This is a genomic window from Streptomyces sp. A18 (assembly GCF_059026065.1).
Genome location: NZ_JBWLKL010000040.1, coordinates 26,105 through 50,421 on the forward strand (window position 1 = coordinate 26,105; position 24,317 = coordinate 50,421).

Consider the following 24,317-nt stretch of genomic DNA (forward strand, 5'->3'; position numbering starts at 1 on the left):
TCACCCTCACGTCAAGCTTGGTTGGACGGCACATGCAGCAGAAGCCCACCCGGGCCCGCATCCTCGACGCGGCGCACGACCTCATGCTCACCATCGGCCTCGCCCGTGCCACCACCAAGGAGATCGCCAAGGCGGCGGGCTGCTCCGAAGCGGCCCTCTACAAGCACTTCGCGAGCAAGGAGGAGCTCTTCGTGGCCGTCCTCCAGGAGCGGCTGCCCCGGCTCGGCCCGCTCCTGCGCCGCCTCGTCGAGGACCCGGGGGAGCGCCCCGTGGAGGAGAACCTCACCGAGATCGCCCGCCTGGCCAGCCACTTCTACGCCCAGAGCTTCCCGATCGCGGCTTCCCTCTACGCCGAGACCAAGCTCAAGCGCCGCCACGAGGACTCCATGCGGGAGATGGGCACGGGCCCGCACGTGCCCATCGAGGCCCTCGACGCCTACCTGCGTGCCGAACGCGACGCCGGCCGCATCGACCCCGGAGCCGACACCTTCGCGGCCGCCTCGCTCCTCCTGGGCGCCTGCGCCCAGCGTGCCTTCGCCTACGACGCCACGGTCGGCAAGCAACCCCCGCAGCCCGTCGACGAGTTCGCCGCGGCCCTCGCCCGGACCCTCCTCGCGGGCATCAGCCGCTGAGCCACTCCTCGATCCCCGCCAGGAGCTTCTCCTGTATGCCGACGGGGGCGGCCGAGCCGCGGACCGACTGCCGGGCGAGCTCGGCGAGGTCAGCGTCGTCGAAGGCGTGGTGCTTGCGCGCGATCTCGTACTGCGCCGCGAGCCGCGACCCGAAGAGCAGCGGATCGTCGGCCCCCAGAGCCATCGGCACCCCGGCGTCGTACAAGGTCCGCAGCGGCACGTCCTCGGGCTTCTCGTAGACGCCGAGCGCCACGTTGGACGCCGGGCACACCTCGCAGGTCACGCCGCGCTCGGCGAGCCGCTTCAGGAGCCGCGGGTCCTCGGCCGCCCGCACCCCGTGCCCGATGCGCCCCGCGTGCAGGTCGTCCAGGCAGTCCCGCACCGAAGCGGGCCCGCTGAGCTCACCGCCGTGCGGCGCCGCGAGCAGGCCGCCGTCCCGTGCGATCGCGAAGGCTCGGTCGAAGTCACGTGCGAAGCCCCGGCGTTCGTCGTTGGAGAGCCCGAAGCCGACGACGCCGCGATCGGCGTACCGCACGGCGAGCCGGGCCAGCGTGCGGGCGTCCAGAGGGTGCTTCATGCGGTTCGCGGCGACGAGTACGCGCATTCCGAGGCCGGTGTCCCGCGAGGCGCTCTCGACGGCGTCCAGGATGATTTCCAGGGCCGGGATGAGCCCGCCCAGCCGCGGCGCGTACGACGTCGGATCGACCTGGATCTCCAGCCACCCCGACCCGTCCCGCAGATCCTCCTCCGCGGCCTCCCGCACCAGGCGCTGGATGTCCTCCGGCTCCCGCAGGCAGGACCGCGCCATGTCGTAGAGCCGCTGGAAGCGGAACCACCCGCGCTCATCGGTCGCCCGCAGCTGCGGAGGCTCGCCGCCGGTCAGCGCCGGGGGCAGCCGCACCCCGTACTTGTCGGCGAGTTCCAGCAGGGTCGTGGGCCGCATCGACCCGGTGAAGTGCAGGTGTAGATGGGCCTTCGGAAGCTCTCTTACGTCACGTACACGCTCCATTCCAGGATCTTGCCGTACGCACACGGCGTCCCGGAAGCCACTTTCCCCATCGGGGTCTTCCCCGAACGAAGAAGCGGGCGGCCTCCCCGAAGAGGGGAGGCCGCCCGCATACCAAAATTGGTAGGTGCTCAGTCGCGGGCCTCGGCCAGCAGCTTCTGGATCCGCGAGACGCCCTCGACGAGGTCCTCGTCACCCAGGGCGTACGAAAGACGCAGGTAACCCGGCGTCCCGAAAGCCTCGCCCGGAACGACCGCGACCTCGGCCTCCTCCAGGATCAGCGCGGCGAGCTCCACGGAGTCCTGCGGGCGCTTGCCCCGGATCTCCTTGCCGATGAGGGCCTTCACCGAGGGGTACGCGTAGAAGGCGCCCTCGGGCTCGGGGCAGAGCACGCCGTCGATCTCGTTCAGCATCCGCACGATCGTCTTGCGGCGCCGGTCGAAGGCCTCGCGCATCTTCTCGACGGCGGTCAGATCGCCGGACACGGCCGCGATGGCCGCGACCTGCGCGACGTTGGAGACGTTCGACGTGGCGTGCGACTGGAGGTTCGTCGCGGCCTTCACCACGTCCTTCGGGCCGATGATCCACCCCACGCGCCAGCCGGTCATCGCGTACGTCTTGGCGACTCCGTTGACCACGATGCACTTGTCGCGCAGCTCGGGCAGGATCGCGGGGAGCGAGGTGAACTTCGCGTCTCCGTAGACGAGGTGTTCGTAGATCTCGTCCGTCATCACCCACAGGCCGTGCTCGACGGCCCAGCGGCCGATCGCCTCGGCGTCGGCCTCGCTGTAGACGGCACCCGTCGGGTTGGACGGCGACACGAAGAGGACGACCTTCGTGCGCTCCGTGCGCGCGGCCTCCAGCTGCTCCACCGAGACGCGGTATCCCGTGGTCTCGTCGGCGACGACCTCGACCGGCACGCCGCCCGCGAGACGGATCGACTCCGGGTACGTCGTCCAGTAGGGAGCCGGGACGATGACCTCGTCGCCCGGGTCGAGGATCGCGGCGAACGCCTGGTAAATGGCCTGCTTGCCGCCGTTCGTCACCAGGATCTGCGAGGCGTCGACCTCGTACCCGGAGTCGCGCAGCGTCTTCGCGGCGATCGCGGCCTTGAGCTCGGGGAGCCCGCCCGCGGGGGTGTAGCGGTGGTACTTCGGGTTCTTGCAGGCCTCGACGGCGGCTTCGACGATGTAGTCGGGCGTCGGGAAATCGGGCTCACCCGCGCCGAACCCGATCACCGGCCGCCCGGCGGCCTTGAGGGCCTTCGCCTTGGCGTCGACGGCGAGGGTCGCGGACTCGGAGATCGCGCCGATGCGGGCGGAGACCCGGCGCTCGGTGGGAGAAGTGGAAGCGCTCATCACCCCATCGTTCCAGACCCGAAAGACCCCCGGCACACGGGTTTCGGTGTTTGCCGGGGGGCCGCCGAAACTGTTTCTGTTCGACGGAGGGCCGTGGAGCACGTACACTCACTGCTCGTTGGCCCTCACCGGCCGCGCCCTCTCATCGCACTCAGTGCAGTCGGGTGGATGCGGTAGGTTGGGGGAAATCAAAGGGTCGTAGCTCAATTGGTAGAGCACTGGTCTCCAAAACCAGCGGTTGGGGGTTCAAGTCCCTCCGGCCCTGCTACACACTCCTCTCGCCAGGATGTGTGCGCATGTACGTACTGCATTGCACCGCCGTGCGGCTCAACCGGGCGCGGCACGGCCACGACCCGGAATCAGGTGAGGACGAGTGACGGACGCCGTGGGCTCCATCGACATGCCTGATGCCCAGGACGAGGCGCCGGAGTCCAAGAAGAAGGGCCGCAAGGGCGGCAAGCGCGGCAAGAAGGGCCCGTTCGGCCGTCTCGCGCTCTTCTACCGCCAGATCGTCGCGGAGCTCCGCAAGGTCGTCTGGCCGACTCGCAGTCAGCTCACGACGTACACCTCCGTGGTGATTGTCTTCGTCGTCATCATGATCGGTCTGGTGACCGTGATTGACTATGGGTTCAACCAGGCCGTCAAGTACGTCTTCGGCTGAGCCGATGGCTGAGCCGAGAGCGAAGGGCGCCGTACCCGGCGCCCGTTTCGCGCGTTCCACCCCTCTGTATCCAGGAAGAAGCAGCCACCGTGTCTGACCCGAACCTGAACGACGCCGTTGAGCCGCGCGTGGATTCCGCGGAGTCCGTGGAGGACCAGCTCGACATCGTCGAGGCGGCGGACGCCGAGGACCCGGACCAGGCCGAGGCTGCTGACGCCGCCGCGGGCGCACCCGCCGAAGAAGCGGCCCTGCACTTCGAGGCCGACGCCGAGTCCGTGGACGACGCCGAGGCCGGCGATGAAGCCGCCGAGTCCGACGAGGCCGTCGCCGAGGACGAGTCCGAAGAGGCCGCCGAGTCCGAAGAGGCCGCCGAGTCCGCAGAGGACGAGGAGGAGGCCGAGCCGGTCGACCCGATCGTGGCCCTGCGCGAAGAGCTCCGCACCCTCCCCGGCGAGTGGTACGTCATCCACACGTACGCCGGTTACGAGAACCGCGTGAAGACCAACCTCGAGCAGCGTGCCGTCTCGCTGAACGTCGAGGACTTCATCTTCCAGGCCGAGGTGCCGCAGGAAGAGGTCGCGCAGATCAAGAACGGCGAGCGCAAGACCGTCCGTCAGAACAAGCTCCCCGGGTACGTCCTGGTGCGCATGGACCTGACGAACGAGTCCTGGGGCGTCGTCCGCAACACCCCCGGCGTCACCGGCTTCGTGGGCAACGCCTACGACCCGTACCCGCTGACCCTGGACGAGATCGTCAAGATGCTCGCTCCGGAGGCCGAGGAGAAGGCCGCTCGCGAGGCCGCCGAGGCCGAGGGCAAGCCGGCTCCGTCCCGCAAGGTCGAGGTCCAGGTTCTGGACTTCGAGGTCGGCGACTCGGTCACGGTCACCGATGGCCCGTTCGCGACGCTGCAGGCGACGATCAACGAGATCAACGCCGACTCGAAGAAGGTCAAGGGCCTCGTCGAGATCTTCGGCCGCGAGACCCCGGTCGAGCTCAGCTTCGACCAGATCCAGAAGAACTAGCCTTCGCGGCTCCCTCTGGAACATACGCTTCCGAACAGGTCAGACGGGCTCTCAAAGCCTGTCTGACCTGCTCGGTTTTTGGCCGCGCGACTATACCCGTTATCGTTGTGCGGTATGCCTCCATCCGGATGACTGGATGGTGGCTGGAAACTCTCACTAGGACCCGGAGAGAGCAATGCCTCCCAAGAAGAAGAAGGTCACGGGGCTTATCAAGCTCCAGATCCAGGCCGGCGCAGCCAACCCGGCCCCGCCGGTCGGCCCCGCGCTGGGCCAGCACGGCGTCAACATCATGGAGTTCTGCAAGGCCTACAACGCCGCGACCGAGTCGCAGCGTGGCTGGGTCATCCCGGTGGAGATCACGGTCTACGAAGACCGCTCCTTCACCTTCGTGACCAAGACTCCGCCGGCCGCCAAGATGATCCTCAAGGCCGCGGGTGTCGAGAAGGGCTCCGGCGAGCCGCACAAGACCAAGGTCGCCAAGATCACCGAGGCGCAGGTCCGCGAGATCGCCACCACCAAGATGGAAGACCTCAACGCCAACGACCTGGACGCCGCGTCGAAGATCATCGCCGGCACCGCCCGTTCCATGGGCATCACGGTCGAGGGCTGAGAGCTTTCCCCGTCTGACCTTTCTCAGTGGTAGGGCCACGCGCCGGCCCGCACCACGACTCCACACCTGAAACCACAGGAGCAGAAGTGAAGCGCAGCAAGACTCTCCGCGCTGCGGACGCCAAGATCGACCGGGACAAGCTCTACGCCCCGCTCGAGGCCGTCCGTCTCGCCAAGGAGACCTCCGCGACCAAGTTCGACGGCACCGTCGAGGTCGCCTTCCGCCTGGGTGTCGACCCGCGCAAGGCCGACCAGATGGTCCGTGGCACCGTGAACCTCCCGCACGGCACCGGCAAGACCGCCCGGGTCCTGGTCTTCGCGACCGGTGACCGTGCTGCGGCCGCGGAAGCCGCTGGGGCCGACATCGTCGGCGCCGACGAGCTCATCGACGAGGTCGCCAAGGGTCGCCTGGACTTCGACGCCGTCGTCGCCACCCCGGACCTCATGGGCAAGGTCGGCCGTCTCGGCCGCGTGCTCGGTCCGCGTGGTCTGATGCCGAACCCGAAGACCGGCACCGTGACCCCCGACGTCGTGAAGGCTGTCAACGACATCAAGGGCGGCAAGATCGAGTTCCGCGTCGACAAGCACTCGAACCTGCACTTCATCATCGGCAAGGTGTCCTTCGACGACACCAAGCTGGTGGAGAACTACGCCGCGGCGCTGGAGGAGATCCTCCGTCTGAAGCCGTCGGCCGCCAAGGGTCGCTACATCAAGAAGGCCGCGCTCACCACCACGATGGGCCCCGGCATTCCGCTGGACAGCAACCGCACCCGTAACCTCCTCGTCGAGGAGGACCCGGCCGCCGTCTGAATCTGACGGCAGCCGCGTCGCGTACGCGTTTGTGATGACGGGCCCCGCAACCTTTCGAGGTGCGGGGCCCGTCCTCGTATGCGTGCATGTCCGTCAGGTCGTCGGGGGACTGCGCTAGCGTGCGGGATTCACACGATGCAAGGGGTGGGATGTCATGAACAGCACGACCATGCGACGCGCGGGCCTTTCGATCGCGGTGGCCGCCGCGCTGACCGGGGTCGCGGCCTGTGGCTCCTCCGGCGGCGAGGGCGGCGAGGGCGGCGGGAAGGGCAAGGGGAAGGGCTCCGTGGCCCTCAGCCCGATAGCCGCCCTGCGCACCATCGAGAACAAGACCGACGACGCCGACTCGGCCAAGGTCGAGGGCAAGACGGTCATGGGCAGCAAGATGTCGATGGACATGACGGGCGCCATGGAGTGGTCGGACGGCATCACCGGCAACATGACGGCGACCCTCACGGGCGGCACCCAGGCCGAGCAGATGGAGCAGATGGGGCAGTCGAAGATCGACTACCGCTATCTGAAGCACGGGTTCTACGCGAACATGGGCGAAAAGTTCGCGGAGCAGGCGGGCGGCGGCAAGCACTGGATCGAGTACGACTACGCCACGCTGGCCGAGATCAGCGGCGCTGCCGGTGATGCCTTCAAGGACCAGATGCAGAACTCCACCCCGAACCAGTCGATCAAGATGCTGCTCGCCTCCGGTGACGTGAAGCGCGTGGGCGAGGAGACCGTGCGGGGGACGAAGGCGACCCACTACTCCGGGACGGTCGACGCCGCGGACTTCACCGGCAAGCACTCGGATCTCGACGCCGAGCAGATGACCGAGCTGCGGAAGCAGTTCAAGCAGCTTGGTCTGAGCAAGCAGACGATCGACATCTGGGTCGACGGCGACGACCTGCTGGTCAAGAAGGCCGAGAAGGGCGAGATGGCGGACGGTGCCTTCTCCCAGACCGCCTACTACAGCGACTACGGCACCCCGGTGTCCGTGGAGAAGCCCCCGGCCGCGGACACCATGAGCTTCAAGGACCTCATGAACCAGCAGCCGAAGGCCTGACCTCGGAGGTCGGGTATTCTCGCCAGACCGAAATGTGTCGATCATGTGTTCCTAGGGGTGGGGTCATGACTGGAAAGAGAGTGGCGGGCGCCGTGCTTGCCACCGCGCTGCTGTGCACGGGCGCGGTGGCCTGCGGAGGCTCCGACGACGGCAAGGCCAAGGGGGCGGGCTCGGGGGAGACGCAGTCCCGCTCGCAGGTGACCGAGGTCATCACGGCCGCGTACGAGAAGACCGCGAAGGCCAAGTCGGCCAAGGTCGAGATGACGATGACGGCGCCCAAGTCGATGGGCGGCGGCTCCGGTGACATGAAGATGTCCGGCGTCATGGGCTGGGACCCGACCGTCATGGATATGACGATGTCGGGCTCGGCGCTCACGGACAACGACCCCGAGGCTCCGGAGAAGGTCCGGATGCTCTGGCTCGACAACGTGATGTACATGGACATGGGGGCTGTCGCCGCCAGGGACATGGACGGCAAGCAGTGGGTCAAGATGGACCTGAACACCATCGCGGAGCAGGTCGGCGACGAGAAGGCCGCCAAGCAGCTCACCGGCGGCCTGGACAGCATGAACCAGGACCCTGCGCAGCAGCTCGCGATGCTCCTGGACTCACCGAACCTCAAGCACGTCGGCTCGGCCGAGGTCGACGGCGTGGAGACCCAGCGTTACAAGGGCAGGCTCTCCGTCAAGGAAATGATGGAGTCCAACAAGGGCCTCGACGAGATGCTCGGCAAGAGCGAGCGCGAGGAACTGCTCAAGGGCATCGAGAAGTCGGGGATCAAGGGGTACGACACCGAGGTCTGGGTCAACGAGGACGACTACCCCGTCCGCATGGACATCGACATCAAGTCCCCCGAGGGCACGATGAAGACGTCCCAGAAGTTCACCGACTACGGCGCCGCCGCCGAGGTGACACCGCCGCCGGCCGGAAAGACCTTCGACCTGATGGACATGTTCAAGGAGCTGGAGGGTCTCGGGAAGCCGGGCTCCGACAGCGACGTCTGACAGCGGCTCCGGACCGATTTGCCTGACGCGAACCCGTTCGCGTACTCTTCCACAGAAGCCAAAGACCGCTGGTCGTTGCCGTGTCCTCGTAAGAGGGTGCGGTGGCCGAAGGATCCGCTGAAACTGCGGACGACCCGCGTAGGTGACTGTGGAAGTGCTCCCGGACGGGATTCCGTCGGGTCGAGCCCATGCCCTGGCGCCTGCGCCGGGGCGTTTTGTTTTGTCAGCCCCTTTTGAGCGGTCCTCATCACCCGGAAGGAGGCCGACGCTCTATGCCGACGCCCGACAAGGCTGCCGCGGTAGCCGAGCTCACGGACAAGTTCCGCAGCTCGAACGCCGCCGTGCTGACCGAGTACCGGGGTCTCACCGTGGCCCAGCTCAAGCAGCTGCGCCGCTCCCTCGGTGAGAACTCCGAGTACGCCGTGGTGAAGAACACGCTGACCAAGATCGCGGCCAACGAGGCCGGGATCAACACGCTGGACGACCTGTTCTCGGGTCCGACGGCGGTTGCCTTCGTCACCGGTGACCCGGTGGAGTCGGCGAAGGGTCTTCGTGACTTCGCCAAGGACAACCCCAACCTCATCATCAAGGGCGGTGTCCTTGACGGTAAGGCGCTGTCCGCCGATGAGTTCAAGAAGCTCGCGGACCTCGAGTCCCGCGAGGTTCTGCTCGCCAAGCTGGCCGGTGCGCTGAAGGGCAAGCAGACGCAGACTGCGCAGCTCTTCCAGGCTCTGCCGTCGAAGTTCGTCCGCACCGCGGAAGCGCTTCGCGCCAAGAAGGCCGAGCAGGGCGGTGCCGAGTAATTCGGCTCGCGCATTGATCGCCGCCCGCTAGGGCGACGGTCGCAGCGGGCCAAACGTACGCCCGCCTTCATGTACACCCGGCACCAGCCGAATTAGTGGAAGGATCGCCCATCATGGCGAAGCTCAGCCAGGAAGACCTGCTTGCTCAGTTCGAGGAGCTCACCCTCATCGAGCTCTCCGAGTTCGTGAAGGCCTTCGAGGAGAAGTTCGACGTCACCGCCGCCGCCGCGGTCGCCGCTGCCCCGGTCGGCCCGGGTGCCGTTGCCGAGGCCGTCGAGGAGCAGGACGAGTTCGACGTCGTCCTCACCGGCGCCGGCGAGAAGAAGATCCAGGTCATCAAGGTCGTGCGTGAGCTGACCTCCCTGGGCCTGAAGGAGGCCAAGGACCTCGTCGACGGCACCCCGAAGCCGGTCCTCGAGAAGGTCGCCAAGGAGGCCGCCGAGAAGGCTGCCGAGTCCCTCAAGGCTGCCGGCGCCTCGGTCGAGGTCAAGTAACCTCGCGAGTCCGCTGACTCCTTTTGAGCGTCGTTCAGGCGACGCCTCGCCAAGGGCGATCACCCATCTGGGTGGTCGCCCTTCGGCGTTCTCCGGCGCACCCCGACGGCTGCCTTGCGTAGCCCGCCCCGACGAGTATGGTGATCTTCGTTGTGCCTCGGAACGGCCGTGACGGTGACGCCCCGAGAGCCAAGTCGGGGCAGGGGGGCCTTGACGAACCGCACGCAGCGCGCAATTCTCAGGACGCGTCGTCACAACGATCCGCATCCGAGGCATGGATCGACGGCGAAGAGGGCAGTATCGATGTGCATCGAGGGCGTGGCTTGCAGCAGGGGTTGAGAACAACGAGGGTCTTCAAAAACCCGCACTGGACATCAGTGGGCCTAGTGGCTACACTGACCCTTTGCGCTGCCTGTTAGCTGCCTCCTGCCCGTCACCAGGGGCATGCCCATGCTTGAGCACTGTGGAACGAATCTTCCCTGACCGGGGAATTCTGTCTCTGTGTCCAGCCTGGGACCGGTACGCGCGTAGTGAGTCCGAGCCCTCGGAAGGACCCCCTCTTGGCCGCCTCGCGCACTGCCTCGACCGCGAATACGAACAACGGCGCCAGCACCGCCCCGCTGCGCATCTCCTTTGCAAAGATCAGGGAGCCCCTCGAGGTTCCGAACCTTCTTGCGCTGCAGACCGAGAGCTTTGACTGGCTGCTCGGGAATGAAGCGTGGAAGGCTCGTGTCGAGGCGGCTCTCGACAGTGGACAGGACGTCCCCACCAAGTCCGGTCTGGAAGAGATCTTCGAGGAGATCTCTCCGATCGAGGACTTCTCCGGGTCGATGTCCTTGACGTTCCGCGACCACCGTTTTGAGCCTCCGAAGAACTCCATCGACGAGTGCAAGGAGCGCGACTTCACGTTCGCCGCCCCGCTCTTCGTCACCGCGGAGTTCACCAACAACGAGACCGGCGAGATCAAGTCCCAGACGGTCTTCATGGGCGATTTCCCGCTCATGACGAACAAGGGCACCTTCGTCATCAACGGCACCGAGCGTGTCGTCGTGTCGCAGCTGGTCCGTTCGCCGGGTGTCTACTTCGATTCCTCGATCGACAAGACGTCCGACAAGGACATCTTCTCCGCCAAGATCATCCCGTCCCGGGGTGCCTGGCTGGAGATGGAGATCGACAAGCGCGACATGGTCGGTGTGCGCATCGACCGCAAGCGCAAGCAGTCGGTCACCGTTCTGCTCAAGGCTCTCGGTTGGACGACCGAGCAGATCCTCGAGGAGTTCGGCGAGTACGAGTCCATGCGCGCCACCCTGGAGAAGGACCACACCCAGGGCCAGGACGACGCGCTGCTCGACATCTACCGCAAGCTCCGTCCGGGCGAGCCGCCGACGCGCGAGGCTGCTCAGACGCTGCTTGAGAACCTCTACTTCAACCCCAAGCGCTACGACCTCGCGAAGGTCGGCCGCTACAAGGTCAACAAGAAGCTGGGTGCGGACGCTCCGCTCGACGCGGGCATCCTCACGGTCGAGGACATCATCGCCTCGATCAAGTACCTGGTGAAGCTGCACGCCGGTGAGGTCGAGACCGTTGGTGACAGCGGTACGTCGATCGTCGTCGAGACCGACGACATCGACCACTTCGGCAACCGTCGTCTGCGTAACGTCGGCGAGCTCATCCAGAACCAGGTCCGCACGGGTCTGGCTCGTATGGAGCGCGTCGTCCGCGAGCGCATGACGACTCAGGACGTCGAGGCGATCACGCCGCAGACCCTGATCAACATCCGGCCGGTCGTCGCCTCCATCAAGGAGTTCTTCGGCACCAGCCAGCTGTCGCAGTTCATGGACCAGAACAACCCGCTGTCGGGTCTCACCCACAAGCGCCGTCTGTCGGCGCTTGGCCCGGGTGGTCTCTCCCGTGAGCGGGCCGGCTTCGAGGTCCGTGACGTGCACCCGTCTCACTACGGCCGCATGTGCCCGATTGAGACCCCTGAAGGCCCGAACATCGGTCTGATCGGTTCGCTCGCCTCGTACGGCCGCGTCAACGCGTTCGGCTTCGTCGAGACGCCGTACCGCAAGGTCGTCGAGGGCGTCGTCACCGACGACGTCGACTACCTCACGGCCGACGAAGAAGACCGCTTCGTGATCGCCCAGGCCAACGCCGTGCTCGGCGAGGACATGCGCTTCACCGAGTCGCGCGTCCTGGTCCGCCGTCGTGGCGGCGAGATCGACTACATCCCCGGCGACGACGTCGACTACATGGACGTCTCGCCGCGCCAGATGGTGTCGGTCGCGACCGCGATGATCCCGTTCCTCGAGCACGATGACGCCAACCGTGCCCTCATGGGCGCGAACATGATGCGTCAGGCCGTGCCGCTGATCACCGCCGAGGCTCCCCTCGTCGGCACCGGCATGGAGTACCGCTGTGCGGTCGACGCCGGTGACGTGATCAAGGCCGAGAAGCCGGGTGTGGTCCAGGAGGTCTCCGCGGACTACGTCACGGTCACGAACGACGACGGCACGTACACCACGTACCGCATCGCCAAGTTCTCCCGGTCGAACCAGGGCACCTCGGTCAACCAGAAGGTTGTCGTCGACGAGGGCGCCCGCGTGATCGAGGGCCAGGTCCTGGCCGACGGTCCCGCGACCGAAGAGGGCGAGATGGCCCTCGGCAAGAACCTGCTCGTGGCGTTCATGCCCTGGGAGGGTCACAACTACGAGGACGCGATCATCCTGTCGCAGCGCCTCGTACAGGACGACGTCCTCTCCTCGATCCACATCGAGGAGCACGAGGTCGACGCCCGTGACACCAAGCTGGGCCCGGAGGAGATCACCCGGGACATCCCGAACGTCTCCGAAGAGGTCCTCGCCGACCTCGACGAGCGCGGCATCATCCGTATCGGTGCCGAGGTCGTCGCCGGCGACATCCTCGTCGGCAAGGTCACGCCCAAGGGTGAGACCGAGCTGACCCCCGAGGAGCGTCTGCTCCGCGCGATCTTCGGTGAGAAGGCGCGCGAGGTGCGCGACACCTCGCTGAAGGTGCCGCACGGTGAGATCGGCAAGGTCATCGGCGTACGCGTCTTCGACCGTGAAGAGGGCGACGAGCTGCCGCCGGGCGTGAACCAGCTGGTTCGTGTCTACGTGGCGCAGAAGCGCAAGATCACGGACGGTGACAAGCTCGCCGGTCGTCACGGAAACAAGGGCGTCATCTCCAAGATCCTTCCGATCGAGGACATGCCCTTCCTCGAGGACGGCACGCCCGTCGACATCATCCTCAACCCGCTGGGTGTCCCGTCCCGAATGAACCCGGGTCAGGTCCTGGAGATCCACCTCGGCTGGCTCGCCAGCCAGGGCTGGGACGTCTCCGGTCTCAGCGAGGAGTGGGCGCAGAGCCTGCAGCGCATCGGCGCCGACCAGGTCGCCCCGCGGACGAACGTCGCGACTCCGGTCTTCGACGGCGCCCGCGAGGACGAGCTGACCGGCCTCCTCGAGCACACCGTCCCGAACCGCGACGGCGACCGCATGGTCCTCCCGTCCGGCAAGGCGCGGCTGTTCGACGGTCGCTCCGGCGAGCCGTTCCCGGACCCGATCTCGATCGGGTACATGTACATCCTCAAGCTGCACCACCTGGTCGACGACAAGCTCCACGCCCGTTCGACCGGTCCGTACTCCATGATCACCCAGCAGCCGCTGGGTGGTAAGGCTCAGTTCGGTGGTCAGCGCTTCGGTGAGATGGAGGTGTGGGCGCTCGAGGCTTATGGCGCCGCGTACGCACTCCAGGAGCTCCTGACGATCAAGTCCGACGACGTGACCGGCCGCGTGAAGGTCTACGAGGCCATCGTCAAGGGCGAGAACATCCCCGAGCCCGGCATTCCCGAGTCCTTCAAGGTGCTCATCAAGGAAATGCAGTCGCTCTGCCTCAACGTGGAGGTGCTGTCCTCGGACGGCATGTCCATCGAGATGCGCGACACCGACGAGGACGTCTTCCGCGCGGCGGAGGAGCTCGGCATCGACCTGTCCCGGCGCGAGCCGAGCAGCGTCGAAGAGGTCTGACGGGTCTGGCCGGGACCTCCTCGTGAGGTCCCGGCCCCGCCCCGGACCCGTACAGACCATGATTGAGACTCGACCCCGAAAGAGGGATTGACGACAAAGTGCTCGACGTCAACTTCTTCGACGAGCTGCGGATCGGCCTTGCCACCGCGGACGACATCCGACAGTGGTCCCACGGCGAGGTCAAGAAGCCGGAGACCATCAACTACCGCACGCTCAAGCCCGAAAAGGACGGACTCTTCTGCGAGAAGATCTTCGGTCCGACCCGGGACTGGGAGTGCTACTGCGGTAAGTACAAGCGTGTCCGCTTCAAGGGCATCATCTGCGAGCGCTGCGGCGTCGAGGTCACTCGCGCCAAGGTGCGTCGTGAGCGGATGGGCCACATTGAGCTGGCCGCCCCTGTCACGCACATCTGGTACTTCAAGGGCGTCCCGTCGCGCCTCGGCTACCTGCTTGATCTCGCCCCGAAGGACCTCGAGAAGGTCATCTACTTCGCGGCGTACATGATCACGTTCGTGGACGAGGAGCGCCGTACGCGTGACCTGCCCTCCCTGGAGGCGCACGTCTCCGTGGAGCGTCAGCAGGTCGAGAACCGTCGCGACTCCGACCTGGAGGCCCGCGCCAAGAAGCTCGAGACCGACCTGGCCGAGCTCGAGGCCGAGGGCGCCAAGGCCGACGTACGCCGCAAGGTGCGCGAAGGTGCCGAGCGTGAGATGAAGCAGCTGCGTGACCGTGCGCAGCGCGAGATCGACCGTCTCGACGAGGTCTGGAACCGCTTCAAGAACCTCAAGGTCCAGGACCTGGAGGGTGACGAGCTGCTCTACCGCGAGCTGCGTGACCGCTTCGGCACGTACTTCGACGGTTCGATGGGTGCCGCTGCACTGCAGAAGCGCCTTGAGTCGTTCGACCTGGATGAGGAAGCCGAGCGGCTTCGCGAGATCATCCGTACCGGCAAGGGCCAGAAGAAGACCCGTGCGCTCAAGCGCCTCAAGGTCGTCTCCGCGTTCCTGCAGACCAGCAACAGCCCCAAGGGCATGGTGCTCGACTGCGTGCCGGTCATCCCGCCGGACCTGCGTCCGATGGTGCAGCTGGACGGTGGCCGCTTCGCGACCTCCGACCTGAACGACCTGTACCGCCGCGTCATCAACCGCAACAACCGCCTGAAGCGGCTTCTCGACCTCGGTGCTCCCGAGATCATCGTGAACAACGAGAAGCGCATGCTCCAGGAGGCCGTGGACGCCCTCTTCGACAACGGTCGTCGTGGTCGCCCGGTCACCGGTCCCGGTAACCGCCCGCTGAAGTCCCTGAGCGACATGCTCAAGGGCAAGCAGGGTCGTTTCCGTCAGAACCTTCTCGGTAAGCGTGTGGACTACTCCGCGCGTTCCGTGATCGTCGTCGGCCCGCAGCTGAAGCTGCACCAGTGTGGTCTGCCGAAGGCCATGGCACTGGAGCTCTTCAAGCCGTTCGTGATGAAGCGCCTGGTTGACCTCAACCACGCGCAGAACATCAAGTCGGCGAAGCGCATGGTCGAGCGCGGCCGCACGGTCGTGTACGACGTCCTGGAAGAGGTCATCGCCGAGCACCCGGTTCTCCTGAACCGTGCGCCGACGCTGCACCGCCTCGGCATCCAGGCCTTCGAGCCGCAGCTGGTCGAGGGCAAGGCCATTCAGATCCACCCGCTCGTCTGCACCGCGTTCAACGCGGACTTCGACGGTGACCAGATGGCCGTGCACCTGCCGCTCTCCGCGGAGGCGCAGGCCGAGGCCCGCATCCTGATGCTGTCCTCGAACAACATCCTGAAGCCGGCAGACGGCCGTCCCGTCACCATGCCGACCCAGGACATGGTTCTCGGTCTCTTCTTCCTCACGACGGACGAGGAAGAGCGCAAGGTCATCGGTGAGGGCCGTTCGTTCGGTTCCTCCGCCGAGGCGACCATGGCGTTCGACGCCAAGGAGCTCTCGCTCCAGGCGAAGGTCGACATCCGCTTCCCGGTGGGCACCATCCCGCCGCGCGGCTGGACCCCGCCGGCCGTCGAAGAGGGCGAGCAGGAGTACCAGCAGGGCGACAGCTTCCGGCTGCGTACGACCCTGGGCCGCGCGCTCTTCAACGAGCTGCTGCCCGAGGACTACCCGTTCGTCGACTACTCGGTGGGCAAGAAGCAGCTCTCCGAGATCGTCAACGACCTGGCCGAGCGCTACCCCAAGGTCATCGTGGCGGCGACGCTCGACAACCTGAAGGCGGCGGGCTTCTTCTGGGCGACCCGTTCCGGTGTCACCGTGGCCATCTCCGACGTCGTGGTCCCCGAGGCCAAGAAGGCGATCGTCGCGGGCTACGAGGCGCAGGACGAGAAGGTCCAGAAGCAGTACGAGCGCGGTCTGATCACCAAGGACGAGCGCACGCAGGAGCTCATCGCGATCTGGACCAAGGCGACCAACGAGGTTGCCGAGGCGATGAACGCGAACTTCCCCAAGACGAACCCCATCTTCATGATGGTTGACTCGGGTGCCCGAGGAAACATGATGCAGATGCGTCAGATCGCCGGTATGCGTGGTCTGGTGTCGAACGCCAAGAACGAGACGATCCCGCGTCCGATTAAGGCCTCCTTCCGTGAAGGCCTGTCGGTGCTCGAGTACTTCATCTCGACTCACGGTGCTCGTAAGGGTCTTGCGGACACGGCTCTCCGTACCGCTGACTCCGGTTACCTCACCCGTCGTCTGGTCGACGTCTCGCAGGACGTCATCATTCGCGAGGAGGACTGTGGCACCGAGCGCGGTCTGAAGCTGAAGATCGCGGTCAAGGGCGAGGACGGTGTGCTCCGCAAGACGGAGAACGTCGAGACCTCGGTGTACGCCCGCATGCTGGCCGAGGACGTCGTCATCGACGGCAAGGTCATCGCGCCGGCGAATGTCGACCTCGGTGACGTGCTCATCGACGCCCTGGTCGCCAACGGCGTCGAGGAGGTCAAGACCCGTTCGGTCCTGACCTGTGAGTCCGCGGTCGGCACCTGTGCCTTCTGCTACGGCCGTTCGCTCGCCACCGGCAAGCTGGTCGACATCGGTGAGGCGGTCGGCATCATCGCCGCCCAGTCCATCGGTGAGCCCGGCACGCAGCTGACGATGCGTACGTTCCACACCGGTGGTGTGGCCGGTGACGACATCACCCAGGGTCTGCCCCGTGTCGTCGAGCTCTTCGAGGCTCGTACGCCCAAGGGTGTCGCCCCGATCTCGGAGGCGGCAGGCCGCATCCGTATCGAGGAGACCGAGAAGACCAAGAAGATCGTCGTCACGCCGGACGACGGCAGCGACGAGACTCCCTTCCCGATCTCGAAGCGCGCCAAGGTCCTCGTGCGTGAGGGTGACCACGTCGAGGTGGGCCAGAAGCTCACCTTCGGTGCCACCAACCCGCACGACGTGCTGCGGATCCTCGGTCAGCGCGCGGTCCAGGTCCACCTGGTCGGCGAAGTCCAGAAGGTCTACAACAGCCAGGGCGTGTCGATCCACGACAAGCACATCGAGATCATCATCCGGCAGATGCTGCGCCGCGTGACGATCATCGAGTCCGGCGACGCCGAGCTGCTGCCGGGCGAGCTCGTCGAGCGCTCGAAGTTCGAGACCGAGAACCGTCGTGTGGTCACGGAAGGCGGCCACCCGGCCTCCGGCCGTCCGCAGCTGATGGGTATCACCAAGGCCTCGCTGGCGACGGAGTCGTGGCTGTCCGCGGCTTCCTTCCAGGAGACGACCAGGGTCCTGACGGACGCGGCGATCAACGCCAAGTCCGACTCCCTGATCGGCCTCAAGGAGAACGTCATCATCGGTAAGCTCATCCCGGCCGGTACGGGTCTCTCCCGCTACCGCAACATCCGGGTGGAGCCGACCGAAGAGGCCAAGGCAGCGATGTACTCGGCCGTCGGCTACGACGACATCGACTACTCGCCCTTCGGGACGGGGTCGGGTCAGGCTGTGCCGCTGGAGGACTACGACTACGGGCCTTACAACCAGTAAGACCTACGTCTGTTGAAGGGCGGTCACCCCGAGGGGGGTGGCCGCCCTTCGGCGTTTGCCCGCGGGCGTTGCCCGGCGGCCGGACGGCATGACGTACGGCACAGTCGCGGGGGAGTAGCTGCCGTGGGCCTGAGGCGCCGTTGCCAGAGCCAGAAGCCGCTGCCACTCAGTCCGGACCCCCGGGCGCCGTAGTGGCCGTGAGGGCCGCTGTCAAGGCTTTCCGGGGGCTTCCCTGATCCGGCGAGATGCCCGGCGTGTCGGGGCGCATCGCATTTGTTTTGACCAACCCCGATGAGGTAGGTACGCTCAGACCTTGTGCCTGGGGTGTGCCTGGGCTCGCGCGCGTGTCTTCAGCCGCAGCGTGAGTCCGAGAACGGCCACCGTAATCTGCGCCTCTTTCCGCCTTGCGGCGGGAGTCTGCAGTATTCGACACACCCGACCGCGTGGGTCGGCGACGTTCCAGGTTAGCTTTACTATTCGGCACACAGAAACCGGAGAAGTAGTGCCTACGATCCAGCAGCTGGTCCGGAAGGGCCGGCAGGACAAGGTCGAGAAGAACAAGACGCCCGCACTCGAGGGTTCGCCCCAGCGCCGCGGCGTCTGCACGCGTGTGTTCACGACCACCCCGAAGAAGCCGAACTCGGCCCTCCGTAAGGTCGCGCGTGTGCGTCTGACCTCCGGGATCGAGGTTACGGCCTACATTCCGGGTGAGGGACACAACCTGCAGGAGCACTCCATCGTGCTCGTGCGTGGTGGCCGTGTGAAGGACCTGCCGGGTGTTCGTTACAAGATCATCCGCGGCTCCCTTGACACCCAGGGTGTCAAGAACCGCAAGCAGGCCCGCAGCCGCTACGGCGCCAAGAAGGAGAAGTAGAAATGCCTCGTAAGGGCCCCGCCCCGAAGCGCCCGGTCATCATCGACCCGGTCTATGGTTCTCCTCTGGTGACCTCCCTCATCAACAAGGTGCTGCTGAACGGCAAGCGCTCCACCGCCGAGCGCATCGTGTACGGCGCCATGGAGGGCCTTCGCGAGAAGACCGGCAACGACCCGGTCATCACGCTCAAGCGCGCGCTCGAGAACATCAAGCCGACCCTCGAGGTCAAGTCCCGCCGCGTCGGCGGTGCGACCTACCAGGTTCCGATCGAGGTCAAGCCCGGTCGCGCCAACACGCTGGCCCTGCGCTGGCTGGTCGGCTACTCCCGCGCCCGTCGCGAGAAGACGATGACCGAGCGTCTCCTCAACGAGCTCCTCGACGCCTCCAACGGCCTTGGTGCCGCTGTGAAGAAGCGTGAGGACACCCACAAGATGGCCGAGTCCAACAAGGCCTTCGCGCACTACCGCTGGTAGTCGCTACCCACATCGAGACCGAGAGAAGACTGAGCCGATATGGCTACCACTTCACTTGACCTGGCCAAGGTGCGCAACATCGGCATCATGGCCCACATCGACGCGGGCAAGACGACGACCACCGAGCGGATCCTGTTCTACACCGGTGTCTCGTACAAGATCGGTGAGGTTCACGACGGCGCCGCGACGATGGACTGGATGGAGCAGGAGCAGGAGCGTGGCATCACGATCACCTCTGCTGCCACCACCTGTCACTGGCCGCTGAACGACGTCGACCACACCATCAACATCATCGACACCCCGGGCCACGTCGACTTCACCGTCGAGGTGGAGCGTTCGCTCCGCGTGCTCGACGGTGCCGTGACGGTGTTCGACGGCGTCGCCGGTGTTGAGCCCCAGTCCGAGACCGTGTGGCGTCAGGCGGACCGCTACGGCGTCCCGCGCATCTGCTTCGTCAACAAGCTCGACCGTACGGGTGCCGAGTTCCACCGCTGCGTCGACATGATCGTCGACCGCCTCGGTGCGACCCCGATCGTCATGCAGCTGCCCATCGGCGCAGAGGCTGACTTCAAGGGTGTCGTCGACCTCGTCACGATGAAGGCGTTCGTCTGGTCCGCAGAGACCAAGCTGGGCGAGGCGTACGACATCGTCGACATCCCCGCGACGCACACCGAGGCCGCCGATGAGTGGCGCGGGAAGCTCCTCGAGGCTGTCGCCGAGAACGACGAGCAGATGATGGAGCTGTACCTCGAGGGCCAGGAGCCCACCGAGGAGCAGCTGTACGAGGCGATCCGCCGCGTCACCATCGCCTCCGGCAAGGGCGGCGACACCACCGTCACCCCCGTGTTCTGTGGCACCGCGTTCAAGAACAAGGGCGTCCAGCCCCTGCTCGACGCGGTCGTGCGTTACCTGCCTTCCCCCCTGGACGTCGAGGCCATCGAGGGCCACGACGTCAAGGACCCCGAGGTCGTCGTCAAGCGCAAGCCTTCTGACGAGGAGCCGCTCTCGGCTCTCGCGTTCAAGATCGCGAGCGACCCGCACCTCGGAAAGCTCACCTTCGTCCGGATCTACTCCGGTCGCCTCCAGGCCGGCACCGCGGTGCTGAACTCGGTCAAGGGCAAGAAGGAGCGCATCGGCAAGATCTACCGCATGCACGCGAACAAGCGTGAGGAGATCGAGTCGGTGGGCGCCGGCGACATCGTCGCCGTCATGGGCCTGAAGCAGACCACCACCGGTGAGACGCTGTGTGACGACAAGAAGCCGGTCATCCTGGAGTCCATGGACTTCCCGGCGCCGGTCATTCAGGTCGCCATCGAGCCCAAGTCCAAGGGTGACCAGGAGAAGCTGGGTGTAGCCATCCAGCGTCTCTCGGAGGAGGACCCCTCCTTCCAGGTTCACTCGGACGAGGAGACCGGCCAGACCATCATCGGTGGTATGGGCGAGCTTCACCTCGAGGTGCTCGTCGACCGCATGAAGCGCGAATTCCGCGTCGAGGCGAACGTCGGCAAGCCCCAGGTCGCGTACCGCGAGACGATCCGTCGGGCCGTCGAGCGCGTGGACTACACCCACAAGAAGCAGACCGGTGGTACCGGTCAGTTCGCCAAGGTGCAGATCGCGATCGAGCCCATCGAGGGCGGCGAGGCGTCGTACGAGTTCGTGAACAAGGTCACCGGTGGCCGTATCCCGAGGGAGTACATCCCGTCGGTGGACGCCGGTGCGCAGGAGGCCATGCAGTTCGGCATCCTCGCGGGCTACGAGATGACTGGTGTTCGCATCACGCTTCTCGACGGCGCCTACCACGAGGTCGACTCCTCCGAGCTCGCCTTCAAGATCGCCGGTTCGCAGGCCTTCAAGGAGGCCGCGCGCCAGGCCAAGCCCGTGCTGCTCGAGCCGATGATGGCCGTCGAGGTCACCACGCCCGAGGACTACATGGGTGATGTCATCGGTGACATCAACTCCCGCCGTGGCCAGATCCAGGCCATGGAGGAGCGCAGCGGCGCTCGCGTCGTGAAGGGCCTCGTGCCCCTCTCGGAGATGTTCGGCTACGTCGGAGACCTCCGCAGCAAGACGTCGGGTCGCGCAAGCTACTCAATGCAGTTCGACTCCTACGCCGAGGTTCCGCGGAACGTCGCCGAGGAGATCATCGCGAAGGCCAAGGGCGAGTAACTCACCCGAGTTGACGCTTTAGGCTTGACTCCGGAGCCTCCGGGGCATTCCGGCCCTCTTCGGGCCGGGTGCCCCGGGCCCCGGGTATCCCAGCAAAGATCACCTGGCGCCGATGAAGCAAGGCGTACAGAACCACTCCGCAGGAGGATTCAGTGGCGAAGGCAAAGTTCGAGCGGACTAAGCCGCACGTCAACATCGGCACCATCGGTCACATTGACCACGGTAAGACGACCCTCACGGCCGCCATTACCAAGGTGCTGCACGACGCGTACCCCGAGCTGAACGAGGCCTCGGCCTTCGACCAGATCGACAAGGCTCCCGAGGAGCGCCAGCGCGGTATCACGATCTCGATCGCGCACGTCGAGTACCAGACGGAGACGCGTCACTACGCGCACGTCGACTGCCCGGGTCACGCGGACTACATCAAGAACATGATCACGGGTGCCGCGCAGATGGACGGCGCCATCCTCGTGGTCGCCGCCACCGACGGCCCGATGCCGCAGACCAAGGAGCACGTGCTCCTGGCCCGCCAGGTCGGCGTTCCGTACATCGTCGTCGCCCTGAACAAGGCCGACATGGTGGACGACGAGGAGATCCTGGAGCTCGTCGAGCTCGAGGTCCGTGAGCTCCTCTCCGAGTACGAGTTCCCGGGCGACGACCTGCCGGTCGTCAAGGTCTCGGCGCTCAAGGCGCTCGAGGGCGACAAGGAGTGGGGTGAGTCCGTCCTCAACCTGATGAAGGCTGTCGACGAGTCCATCCCGGAGCCCGAGCGTGACGTCGACAAGCCGTTCCTGATGCCGATCGAGGACGTCTTCACGATCACCGGTCGTGGCACCGTCGTCACCGGTCGTATCGAGCGCGGCATCCTCAAGGTCAACGAGACCGTCGACATCATCGGCATCAAGACCGAGAAGACCACCACCACGGTCACCGGCATCGAGATGTTCCGCAAGCTGCTCGACGAGGGCCAGGCCGGTGAGAACGTCGGTCTGCTCCTCCGTGGCATCAAGCGCGAGGACGTCGAGCGCGGCCAGGTCATCATCAAGCCCGGTTCGGTCACGCCGCACACCGAGTTCGAGGCCCAGGCCTACATCCTGTCGAAGGACGAGGGTGGCCGTCACACCCCCTTCTTCAACAACTACCGCCCGCAGTTCTACTTCCGCACCACGGACGTGACCGGCGTCGTGACCCTCCCCGAGGGCACCGAGATGGTCATGCCGGGCGACAACACTGAGATGACCGTTGAGCTCATCCAGCCCGTCGCGATGGAAGAGGGCCTGAAGTTCGCCATCCGTGAGGGTGGCCGGACCGTCGGCGCCGGCCAGGTCACCAAGATCAACAAGTAAGCATTTCGCTTGCGCGTTGATCGGGGAGACCCGGTTGCTCTGAACTGAGAGCATCGCAGTACAGGTAGTACACGCGGTATCGGAAGGGCCCGTACGACTTCGGTCGTGCGGGCCCTTTCGTGTGTCACCTTCCAGGGCGTCGCCTGGCGCGGCGGCAAGGACTCGGGCCGTCAGGGGGCATCGGGCGAGGAGGCGGACGACTCAGGAGGTGTCCGGACCGCCTTCATGGCGCCGTCCAGGACTGCGCTCAGCTCGCGCGATGCTTCGTCGGCGACAGCCGCGTCTTCATGTTGGGGACGGGTTCCGGTGGCGTGAGGCTCAGTTCGGCCCGGACGGTTTGAGCGGGAAGCGGCCTTCGGTCGTCACTCCCCAGCGGTGCGCCCGTGCTTCTACGAGGAGCAGGCCGCGCCCCGACTCGGCTTCGGGGGACGGGAGTTGGGGAGGCGCTGGGAGCCGTTCGGGTCGGGTGCCGCTGATCCGCTCCGTGATCGAGTACTCACCGTGCGGGATCAGCGGCCGGGCGGCTCGGTGTGCCATAGGCCGGCATACTCGCGCGCCGGGATTTGGAGACCGGGCCCCAGGGTTGGACCGCCGTCGCTCGCGAGGTACTCTCTCAAGCTTCGATTGGCCAGGCCCATGCCCCGTATGGCAGACTGTCGGGGTTGCTCGGTTGAGTGCCGATGCTGCGCGCCTCCCGCCGGGAGGACCGGAAGCGAGTCCCACAGTACTCGTCGCCCCATCTGTCGAAAGGCAGCTCTGGAGCGGACGTACGGGAATCTTCTGGGAAGTGCGGTGCGGAGACTCAACCAGGCGCCCGGTGGGTTTCTTCCCCCGGACCCGCGGTCATCTGGGCCGCAGCCCTAGCAGGGAAATCCTTCGGGAAATCTCCGTGAGCGGGACTGCGACACGCCCGACCGCGTGGGTCGGAGGAGGTAGAAAAAAGGGCCTCCCGGGAGCCAGAGCGTTCGAGACAAAGGACTACCAAGTAGCCATGGCGGGACAGAAGATCCGCATCCGGCTCAAGGCCTACGACCACGAGGTCATCGACTCTTCGGCGAAGAAGATCGTCGAGACGGTGACTCGCACTGGTGCGTCGGTCGCAGGCCCGGTGCCGCTGCCCACTGAGAAGAACGTGTACTGCGTCATCAAGTCGCCGCACAAGTACAAGGACTCGCGCGAGCACTTCGAGATGCGCACGCACAAGCGCCTGATCGACATCCTCGACCCGACGCCCAAGACCGTTGACTCGTTGATGCGCCTGGACCTTCCGGCCGGCGTCGACATCGAGATCAAGCTCTGAGAGGCGCGGACAGATGACTAAGCAGATCAAGGGCGTCCTGGGCGAGAAGCTCGGCATGACCCAGGTCTGGGACGAGAACAACCGTGTCGTCCCGGTCACCGTCGTCAAGGCCGGGCCCTGCGTCGTTACCCAGGTCCGTACGAATGACTCCGACGGCTACGAGTCGGTCCAGATCGCCTTCGGCGAGATCGACCCTCGCAAGGTGAACAAGCCCCTCAAGGGTCACTTCGCCAAGGCCGACGTGACCCCCCGCCGCCACCTGGTGGAGATCCGCACCCCCGACGCCAGCGAGTACACGCTTGGCCAGGAGGTGACTGCCGAGGTGTTCGAGTCCGGCGTCAAGGTTGACGTCACGGGCAAGAGCAAGGGCAAGGGCTTCGCCGGTGTCATGAAGCGTCACAACTTCAAGGGACTCGGCGCCGGTCACGGCACCCAGCGCAAGCACCGCTCTCCCGGTTCCATCGGTGGCTGTGCCACCCCGGGCCGTGTGTTCAAGGGGCTCCGCATGGCGGGCCGTATGGGCAACGAGCGGGTCACCACCCAGAACCTGACCGTTCACGCCGTTGACGCGGAGAAGGGCCTGCTCCTGATCAAGGGCGCAGTTCCCGGTCCGAACGGTGGCCTCGTCCTGGTCCGTACCGCGGCCAAGGGGGTTTGAGGA

Annotated in this window: 19 protein-coding genes, 1 tRNA gene and 1 pseudogene; 18 read left to right on the plus strand and 3 right to left on the minus strand. The window is 66.0% G+C overall.

Annotated elements, in window-relative coordinates:
* Window positions 1-32 precede the first annotated feature (32 nt).
* Window positions 33-632 (plus strand): TetR/AcrR family transcriptional regulator, encoded by a 600-nt coding sequence (locus AC5P1C_RS36425; RefSeq protein WP_493870282.1) that lies wholly within the window; start codon window positions 33-35, stop codon window positions 630-632.
* Here AC5P1C_RS36425 and AC5P1C_RS36430 read toward each other — a convergent pair.
* On the minus strand, window positions 622-1,641 hold the full coding sequence (locus tag AC5P1C_RS36430) for an adenosine deaminase (RefSeq protein WP_493870283.1): 1,020 nt from the start codon (window positions 1,639-1,641) through the stop codon (window positions 622-624). The genes AC5P1C_RS36425 and AC5P1C_RS36430 overlap by 11 nt on opposite strands.
* Before the next feature lie 128 nt (window positions 1,642-1,769).
* Window positions 1,770-2,996: a pyridoxal phosphate-dependent aminotransferase gene (locus AC5P1C_RS36435; protein ID WP_493870284.1), complete on the minus strand. Its 1,227-nt coding sequence runs from the start codon at window positions 2,994-2,996 to the stop codon at window positions 1,770-1,772.
* Between the two features lie 192 nt (window positions 2,997-3,188).
* On the opposite strand from AC5P1C_RS36435, the gene AC5P1C_RS36440 reads away from it, so the two are divergent.
* The 15 genes from AC5P1C_RS36440 (at window position 3,189) to tuf (ending at window position 22,356) form a co-directional block, all read left to right on the plus strand.
* Window positions 3,189-3,261: transfer RNA gene (locus AC5P1C_RS36440), tRNA-Trp, on the plus strand.
* Window positions 3,262-3,369: 108 nt separating this feature from the next.
* The gene (gene secE / locus AC5P1C_RS36445; protein ID WP_493870285.1) at window positions 3,370-3,657 is read left to right on the plus strand and encodes a preprotein translocase subunit SecE; all 288 of its coding nucleotides are present in this window, start codon (window positions 3,370-3,372) and stop codon (window positions 3,655-3,657) included.
* An 89-nt stretch (window positions 3,658-3,746) separates the two neighbouring features.
* Window positions 3,747-4,679: a transcription termination/antitermination protein NusG gene (gene nusG / locus AC5P1C_RS36450; RefSeq protein WP_493870286.1), complete on the plus strand. Its 933-nt coding sequence runs from the start codon at window positions 3,747-3,749 to the stop codon at window positions 4,677-4,679.
* A gap of 175 nt (window positions 4,680-4,854) precedes the next feature.
* Entirely contained in the window at window positions 4,855-5,289 is a 435-nt protein-coding gene (rplK, locus tag AC5P1C_RS36455) for a 50S ribosomal protein L11 (protein ID WP_160506641.1), read from the plus strand.
* Window positions 5,290-5,375: 86 nt separating this feature from the next.
* Window positions 5,376-6,098, plus strand: a complete 723-nt coding sequence (rplA, locus tag AC5P1C_RS36460; RefSeq protein ID WP_160506642.1) for a 50S ribosomal protein L1 — start codon at window positions 5,376-5,378, stop codon at window positions 6,096-6,098.
* Between the two features lie 154 nt (window positions 6,099-6,252).
* A complete protein-coding gene (locus AC5P1C_RS36465) occupies window positions 6,253-7,152 on the plus strand; it encodes an SCO4651 family lipoprotein (RefSeq protein WP_493870287.1) in 900 nt (299 codons plus the stop codon).
* A 65-nt stretch (window positions 7,153-7,217) separates the two neighbouring features.
* Window positions 7,218-8,156: an SCO4651 family lipoprotein gene (locus AC5P1C_RS36470; RefSeq protein ID WP_493870288.1), complete on the plus strand. Its 939-nt coding sequence runs from the start codon at window positions 7,218-7,220 to the stop codon at window positions 8,154-8,156.
* Between the two features lie 272 nt (window positions 8,157-8,428).
* Complete coding sequence (rplJ, locus tag AC5P1C_RS36475; RefSeq protein ID WP_361182382.1) at window positions 8,429-8,959, plus strand: 50S ribosomal protein L10; 531 nt, start codon at window positions 8,429-8,431, stop codon at window positions 8,957-8,959.
* Between the two features lie 113 nt (window positions 8,960-9,072).
* Window positions 9,073-9,453: a 50S ribosomal protein L7/L12 gene (rplL, locus tag AC5P1C_RS36480; RefSeq protein ID WP_389904371.1), complete on the plus strand. Its 381-nt coding sequence runs from the start codon at window positions 9,073-9,075 to the stop codon at window positions 9,451-9,453.
* Window positions 9,454-10,013: 560 nt separating this feature from the next.
* Complete coding sequence (gene rpoB / locus AC5P1C_RS36485; RefSeq protein ID WP_493870289.1) at window positions 10,014-13,499, plus strand: DNA-directed RNA polymerase subunit beta; 3,486 nt, start codon at window positions 10,014-10,016, stop codon at window positions 13,497-13,499.
* 98 nt (window positions 13,500-13,597) lie between these two features.
* The gene (locus AC5P1C_RS36490; protein WP_361837202.1) at window positions 13,598-17,497 is read left to right on the plus strand and encodes a DNA-directed RNA polymerase subunit beta'; all 3,900 of its coding nucleotides are present in this window, start codon (window positions 13,598-13,600) and stop codon (window positions 17,495-17,497) included.
* A 502-nt stretch (window positions 17,498-17,999) separates the two neighbouring features.
* Window positions 18,000-18,371: a 30S ribosomal protein S12 gene (rpsL, locus tag AC5P1C_RS36495; protein WP_003948652.1), complete on the plus strand. Its 372-nt coding sequence runs from the start codon at window positions 18,000-18,002 to the stop codon at window positions 18,369-18,371.
* A 2-nt stretch (window positions 18,372-18,373) separates the two neighbouring features.
* The gene (rpsG, locus tag AC5P1C_RS36500) at window positions 18,374-18,844 is read left to right on the plus strand and encodes a 30S ribosomal protein S7 (RefSeq protein ID WP_003974303.1); all 471 of its coding nucleotides are present in this window, start codon (window positions 18,374-18,376) and stop codon (window positions 18,842-18,844) included.
* 39 nt (window positions 18,845-18,883) lie between these two features.
* On the plus strand, window positions 18,884-21,010 hold the full coding sequence (gene fusA / locus AC5P1C_RS36505) for an elongation factor G (protein WP_493870290.1): 2,127 nt from the start codon (window positions 18,884-18,886) through the stop codon (window positions 21,008-21,010).
* A 152-nt stretch (window positions 21,011-21,162) separates the two neighbouring features.
* Window positions 21,163-22,356 (plus strand): elongation factor Tu, encoded by a 1,194-nt coding sequence (tuf, locus tag AC5P1C_RS36510; protein ID WP_160506655.1) that lies wholly within the window; start codon window positions 21,163-21,165, stop codon window positions 22,354-22,356.
* 247 nt (window positions 22,357-22,603) lie between these two features.
* Here tuf and AC5P1C_RS36515 read toward each other — a convergent pair.
* A pseudogene (locus AC5P1C_RS36515) lies at window positions 22,604-22,824 on the minus strand (hypothetical protein); the annotation flags it as partial.
* A 523-nt stretch (window positions 22,825-23,347) separates the two neighbouring features.
* Between AC5P1C_RS36515 and rpsJ the strand changes: the two are divergent.
* Together rpsJ and rplC are read left to right on the plus strand one after the other, a co-directional pair.
* Window positions 23,348-23,656, plus strand: coding sequence for a 30S ribosomal protein S10 (gene rpsJ / locus AC5P1C_RS36520; RefSeq protein ID WP_003948644.1), 309 nt, complete (start codon window positions 23,348-23,350; stop codon window positions 23,654-23,656).
* A 13-nt stretch (window positions 23,657-23,669) separates the two neighbouring features.
* Window positions 23,670-24,314 (plus strand): 50S ribosomal protein L3, encoded by a 645-nt coding sequence (gene rplC, locus AC5P1C_RS36525; RefSeq protein WP_160506658.1) that lies wholly within the window; start codon window positions 23,670-23,672, stop codon window positions 24,312-24,314.
* Window positions 24,315-24,317: the final 3 nt, after the last annotated feature.